Origin of the sequence: Massilibacterium senegalense, from assembly GCF_001375675.1 — a bacterium.
Taxonomy (GTDB): Bacteria; Bacillota; Bacilli; order Bacillales; family Massilibacteriaceae; genus Massilibacterium; species Massilibacterium senegalense.
This window is the reverse complement of record NZ_LN831783.1, coordinates 1-6,240: the sequence shown is the minus strand read 5'-3', so window position 1 is coordinate 6,240 and position 6,240 is coordinate 1. Positions and strand designations below refer to the sequence as shown.

Here is a 6,240-nt window from a genome sequence, read left to right as displayed (position 1 = left end):
AATAAAAGAAGGATATTATATGAAGCCGACTGTGTTTAAAGGAAAAAATAACATGCGGATTTTCCAAGAAGAGATTTTTGGTCCGGTGTTATCCGTTACGACGTTTAAAGACTACGAAGAGGCACTACAAATTGCAAATGATACGTTGTATGGATTAGGTGCTGGTATTTGGACGAGAAATATTCATACAGCCTATCGATTTGGAAGAGCGATTCAAGCAGGGCGTGTTTGGACGAATTGTTATCATCAATATCCAGCACATGCAGCATTCGGTGGATATAAAATGTCAGGAATTGGACGGGAAAATCATAAAATGATGCTTAGTCATTATCAACAAACGAAAAACTTGCTCATCAGCTATAATACGAACAAATTAGGTTTCTTTTAAGAGGTGAGCGAATTGGTGGGCATGTTATTGATACGCAACGTGCACTTTACTTGATTGCGCTATTAAAAGAAAAAACGGTCCACTTATGTTCCAACAATCGTGTTGCTGTCGTGATAGAAGCGGTACAATGTGTGATTCAAAAGGAGACTTCACTACACCATCACGACCATTTCCAAAAAAAGAATAGGATGAACTATTCGGATAGTTCGTACGAACAGGATGTCTAGAAAGATGAGACATCCTGTTTTTTATTTTTACCATAAAAGGCATAGAGTAAGGTGTCAGTAGCATATAGTAAAGTATCGATTGTGAAAAAAAGGGAGGTCCTTTCTTTGAGTAAAAAAGCATTAGTAATAGGTGTTGATATGGTGAAGTTTACAAAGCCAGGTGAACATTTACCGTATGAAATAATGGTAGAAAAAGCAGTAAAAGGAGCATTGGATAATGCGGGAATTTCCTATACCGACATTGAACAAGCATTTGCAAGTTACGTCTATGGAGATAGTACGTCTGGACAAACTGCCCTTTATCGTGTTGGGATGACGGGTATTCCGATTATCAATGTGCATAACAATTGTTCATCTGGCTCTACCGCCTTATTTTTAGCAAGACAAGCTATTCAATCTGGTGCTGTCGATTGTGTGTTAGCTGTTGGTTTTGAAGAAATGCAAAAAGGGGCCATTCGTTCTGTTTGGGGTGATCGGACTTCTCCGTTAGATTTATTTTCTGAAAAATTATCTAAAATGGCACCGTATGAACAAGAAGGTCCGATAGCATTACGTCTATTTGGTGCTTCGGCTAATTATTACATGGAAAAATATCAACCGTCTGACACTATTTTTGCTAAAGTAGCCGTCAAATCAAGAAACCACGCACTAGCTAATCCATATGCCATGTTTCATACTCCATTAACAACCGAAGAAGTGGTTACTTCTCCACTTATTTTTCCACATTACTTAACAAAATTATGTGCTTGTCCACCATCTTGTGGAGCTGCAGCGGTGATTGTTTGTAGCGAACATTTTGCTAAAAAACATGGGTTAACGAATCAAGCGGTAGAAATAATTGGACAAGCCGTTGCCACTGATACGCCAGAAACATATAAAAATCCAATAGAACTCGTTGGCTACTCGATGACAAAACGTGCAGCAACAGAAGTGTATGAACAAACCAGTGTAGGACCAGAAGAGATAGATGTGGTTGAACTGCATGATTGTTTTACTCCTAATGAAGTCATTACGTATGAAGGTCTTCAGTTATGTGGAGAAGGGGAAGCAGAAGTACTTATTTTCAATGAAGACAATACCTATGGTGGAAAATATGTGGTGAATCCATCGGGAGGATTAATGTCTAAAGGTCATCCGCTTGGGGCTACTGGTTTGGCACAATGTTGTGAACTCGTTTGGCAATTACGTGGGGAAGCAAAAGAACGTCAAATTCCGAACGTGAAAACAGCGTTACAACATAATTTAGGACTTGGTGGTGCCGTTGTCGTGACGATGTATCAAAAGTTTTCGTGAGGTGAAGAAAAATGAAATCTTTTTTAACGAAAGAACATGAGATTTTTAAGCAATCATTTCGAAAATTTTTAGAAAAAGAAGCACTCCCATTTTACGAAGAGTGGGAAAAAGACGGCATGATTCCAAGAGATTTTTGGAACAAGTTAGGGAAAAATGGTTTTTTATGTCCATGGGTTAAGGAAGAATACGGTGGATTTGGCGCTGATTTTTTATATTCGGTCATTATTAATGAAGAACTAGAAAGAGTTGGTTCTAGTTTTATCGGGGTTGGTTTACATAATGATATTGTGGCACCGTACCTCGATGCGTACGGAACGGAGGAACAAAAGCAAAAATGGTTGTCTAAATGTGTGACAGGAGAAGCGATTAGTGCGATTGCTATGACAGAACCAGGGGCAGGTTCTGATTTAGCAGCACTAAAAACAACGGCAAGAAAAGATGGCGATCATTACGTTTTAAATGGTGAAAAAACATTTATTACAAACGGTATTCATGCAGATTTCGTTATTGTGGCATGTAAAACCAATCCACAAGCAATTCCTGCGTACCGCGGGATTAGTTTACTAGTCGTTGAACGAGATACCGTTGGATTTACACGCGGTAAAAAGTTACAAAAGGTAGGGCTTCACGCACAAGATACAGCAGAATTAATTTTTGAAGATGCCATCATTCCTGTAACGAATTTACTCGGAGAAGAAGGCAAAGGGTTTTATTATTTAATGAAACAATTACAACAAGAACGACTTATTGTTACGATTGCTGCTCAAGTAGCAATAGAAGAAATACTGCGAATGACAATTCCATATACGAAAGAACGAAAAGCTTTTGGACAATCGATTAGTCAGTTTCAACATACACATTTTCAATTAGTAGAGTTAGAAACGAAAAAAGAAATGAGTCGATCTTTTTTACACGAATTAATTCGGGAACACATGGAAGGAAAAGACGTGGTAACGAAAGTATCAATGGCCAAATGGTGGACGACAGAATTATTAAAAGAAACAGCAAGTACGTGTATGCATTTACACGGAGGTTATGGATATATGGAAGAGTACGAAATTTCCCGTCGTTTTCGTGATGCCCAAGTGCCAGCCATTTATGCTGGGACGACAGAAATTATGAAAACGATTATTGCAAAAAATATTGGATTAATGTAAAGGGGGGGATTGGATGACTTCACGTATCGGTAGTACATTTCCACGTGTTTCTTATCGTGTTGAAAAAGGAAAAATCCGTGAATTTGTGTTAGCCATTCAAGAGGAAAATCCTATTTATATAGATAAAGAAGCAGCCAAAAAGCAAGGATTAGCTAACATTCCAATTCCACCAACATTTCCAACTGCAATGGAAATGTGGAGTGGTGTTGATTTTGAACAATTAATTCAAACGCTTCAATTAAATCCAGCGCATGTGTTACATGCAAAACAATCATACGAATATATGAAAACGGTCTATGAAGGGGACGAGTTATGGTTAGAAACAACCGTTATCGATGAGTATGAAAAAAAATCACTCACCTTTATCGAATTAGAAACAATTTTTCTCAATGAACGAGGAGAGCAAATGATGAAAGCCCGTTCATTAATTGTCGAAAAAAATAAATAAGAAAGGGGTGTATCCATGCTACAACCAATTACGAAAGGGCCGATTACCCATACGCAACTCGTTCGTTACGCTGGAGCATCAGGTGACTTTAATCCAATCCATACCGTAGTACCAGCTGCTAAACTAGCAGGATTGGATGATACGATTGCGCATGGCATGCTTTTAATGGGGTTTGCCGCGACAGCATTAACGACATGGTTTCCATATGAGCAATTAAAAAAATGGGAAGTAACATTTAAAAAAATGACATTTCCCGGGGAATGTTTAACGATTACTGGACATATAGTGGGAGAGAAACAAGATGGTTTCACTCAATATGGTGAATTAGTCATACAAAATGAAAAGAAAGAAATAAAGTTAGTTGGTGTATTTGACGTGATGAAGGAGGATAAGGATGAGCATATTGGATAATCAAGTAGCTATTATTACAGGTGCTGGTCGTGGAGTAGGACGAGCAGTAGCAGAACAAGTGGCACACGCTGGTGGAAAAGTAGTGGTTTGTGATTTGGATGAATCAGTAGCAAAAGAAGTAGTAACAGTCATTGAAGATGCTGGTGGAGAAGCAATTGCATGCATTGGGGATATTACCAAACCGACATTTCCAAAACAAGTTGTCGATCAAGCGATGAAAACATTTGGCCAAGTCGATATTGTTGTAAACAATGCTGGCTATACATGGGACAGCATGATTCATAAAATGTCAGATGAACAGTTTCAAGCAATGCTTGATATTCATCTAATTACGCCTTTTCGAATGATTCGTGAAGTATCAGCTCATTTTCGAACACCGAGAGAAGATGGAACGTATCGAAAAATTGTTAATGTTAGTTCGGTTGCAGGTGTGATGGGAAATGTCGGACAAGCAAATTATGCTTCTGCGAAAGCGGGATTAATTGGATTAACAAAAACAGTAGCGCGTGAATGGGCAAGTTTTCAAGTAAACTGTAATGCTGTAGCTTTCGGAATGATTGATACTCGCTTAACACAAGTAAAAGAAAATGGGGAAAGTGTATTTGGTATTTCTGTTGGTATTCCAGAAAAAGTACGCACGATGTTTGAACAATCCATCCCACAAAAACGGTCGGGTACACCCAAAGAAGCAGCGGATGCTATTTTTTATTTATTATCGCCATTTTCTAATTATGTTAATGGACAAGTGTTGCATGTCAATGGCGGATGGTATACATAAAAAAAGTAGGGGAGAAAGGGTGATTGCATGTTAGTTCCGAAAGCACTCATTTCGGCAATTCGTAAATGTCCAAATAAAATTGGGTCGATGGATGAACATGTGCAATATACGTATCAAGAACTAGGGGGGAGAGTAGCTAAATTAAAACAAGCGTTACAAAGTATTGGCTCTGCAAAGGGAAAACGAGTTGGTTTATTAATGTTTAATACCCCTGCTTATGTTGAAGTGCTATATGCGGTGATGTCTTACGGTGGAATCGTTGCACCATTAAACGTTCGATTAAGTGCCCCTGAATTAATTTTTATTATAAATGATGCAAAAATCGAAACATTGTTCTTTCATCAGGAGTTTAAAGGAATAGTGGAAAAATTGCAAGATAATTGTTCAACGTTAAAACATATTGTGATGGCGGATGATTTTTATGTTTCGGGGACGATTCATTATGAATCATGGATTGCTTCGTTTCCTAGTAAAGAATTTACGGTGGATCCTATTTCAGATGAAGAAGTAGCAGGACTTTTTTATACAGGTGGAACGACTGGAAAATCGAAAGGTGTTATGTTAACGCATAAAAATTTAGTGAATAACGCATATCACGCTGCGATGAATGCGGAATTTACAAAAGAGGAACGATACCTCCATGCAGCACCGATGTTTCACTTAGCAGACGGTGCGTTTAGCTTCGGGGTAACGATAGCAGGAGGAAGTCATGTATATCTCCGTTCCTTTACTCCAGCTAATTTTTTAAAAGTACTAGAAACGTTAACACCGACAAGCACACTACTTGTTCCGACCATGATTAATATGGTAATCAATGAAGCCTCTTTTCATACATTTGATACGAGCTCTTTACAAAAAATTATTTACGGAGCTTCACCGATGTCAGTAGAAGGATTGAAAAAAGCAAAGAAAAAGTTACCAAACGTAAAGTTTTATCAAGCGTATGGGATGACAGAAGCTGCTCCTATTTTAACGATGTTATCGGCAGAAGACCATGAAGTTGGTGATAAGAAAGAAGAGCAAAAGCGATTAGCTTCATGTGGGAAACCAGTCCAGCATGTAGAACTAAAAATTGTCGATCCGACCGGAAACGAAGTCCCTCCTTATCAAGTTGGGGAAATTGTTGCAAGGGGCCCAAATATTATGAAGGGATATTGGAACTTACCAGATGAAACAAAGGCAGCTTTACGAAACGGATGGTATTATTCCGGGGACTTAGCATACAAAGATGAACAAGGGTATTATTATATCGTAGATCGTGCGAAAGATATGATTATTACCGGTGGCGAAAATGTGTATACGACAGAAGTAGAAAATGTGTTATATAGTTTGTCTGATATAAAAGAATGTGCAGTTGTAGGAATTCCAGATGAGACATGGGGAGAAAAAGTAACGGCCATCGTTGTTAAAAAAGAACGAAGTGAATTAACTGAACAAACAATTAAAGAGGAATGCCGAAAAAAACTAGCAAATTATAAAGTACCAAAAACTATTATTTTTACCAATGAATTACCGAAAAGCGGGGCGGGAAAAATATT

Annotated in this window: 8 protein-coding genes; all 8 read left to right on the top strand. The window is 38.2% G+C overall.

Annotated elements, in window-relative coordinates; all coding sequences use genetic code 11:
• The coding region (locus BN1372_RS00740; protein WP_147515304.1) for an aldehyde dehydrogenase family protein at positions 1 to 388 on the top strand (388 nt) is incomplete at its 5' end.
• 61 nt (positions 389 to 449) lie between these two features.
• Positions 450 to 575: a DUF779 domain-containing protein gene (locus tag BN1372_RS15775; protein WP_407656423.1), complete on the top strand. Its 126-nt coding sequence runs from the start codon at positions 450 to 452 to the stop codon at positions 573 to 575.
• Between the two features lie 145 nt (positions 576 to 720).
• On the top strand, positions 721 to 1,908 hold the full coding sequence (locus BN1372_RS00735) for a lipid-transfer protein (RefSeq protein WP_062196994.1): 1,188 nt from the start codon (positions 721 to 723) through the stop codon (positions 1,906 to 1,908).
• An 11-nt stretch (positions 1,909 to 1,919) separates the two neighbouring features.
• Complete coding sequence (locus tag BN1372_RS00730) at positions 1,920 to 3,065, top strand: acyl-CoA dehydrogenase family protein (RefSeq protein WP_062196993.1); 1,146 nt, start codon at positions 1,920 to 1,922, stop codon at positions 3,063 to 3,065.
• Between the two features lie 13 nt (positions 3,066 to 3,078).
• Complete coding sequence (locus BN1372_RS14830) at positions 3,079 to 3,513, top strand: FAS1-like dehydratase domain-containing protein (protein ID WP_062196992.1); 435 nt, start codon at positions 3,079 to 3,081, stop codon at positions 3,511 to 3,513.
• 15 nt (positions 3,514 to 3,528) lie between these two features.
• Entirely contained in the window at positions 3,529 to 3,924 is a 396-nt protein-coding gene (locus tag BN1372_RS14825; protein WP_062196991.1) for a MaoC/PaaZ C-terminal domain-containing protein, read from the top strand.
• Positions 3,908 to 4,702, top strand: coding sequence for an SDR family NAD(P)-dependent oxidoreductase (locus BN1372_RS00715; RefSeq protein ID WP_062196990.1), 795 nt, complete (start codon positions 3,908 to 3,910; stop codon positions 4,700 to 4,702). The genes BN1372_RS14825 and BN1372_RS00715 overlap by 17 nt, the downstream gene beginning before the upstream one ends.
• Positions 4,703 to 4,729: 27 nt before the next feature.
• A partial coding sequence (locus tag BN1372_RS00710; RefSeq protein WP_062196989.1) for an acyl-CoA synthetase occupies positions 4,730 to 6,240 on the top strand: 1,511 nt, incomplete at its 3' end.

Excerpts from the sequence above, each read along its gene's own strand:
- BN1372_RS00730 (WP_062196993.1), top strand. The coding sequence starts at position 1,920 with ATGAAATCTTTTTTAACGAAAGAACATGAGATTTTTAAGCAATCATTT.
- BN1372_RS14830 (WP_062196992.1), top strand. The coding sequence starts at position 3,079 with ATGACTTCACGTATCGGTAGTACATTTCCACGTGTTTCTTATCGTGTT.
- BN1372_RS14825 (WP_062196991.1), top strand. The coding sequence starts at position 3,529 with ATGCTACAACCAATTACGAAAGGGCCGATTACCCATACGCAACTCGTT.
- BN1372_RS00715 (WP_062196990.1), top strand. The coding sequence starts at position 3,908 with ATGAGCATATTGGATAATCAAGTAGCTATTATTACAGGTGCTGGTCGT.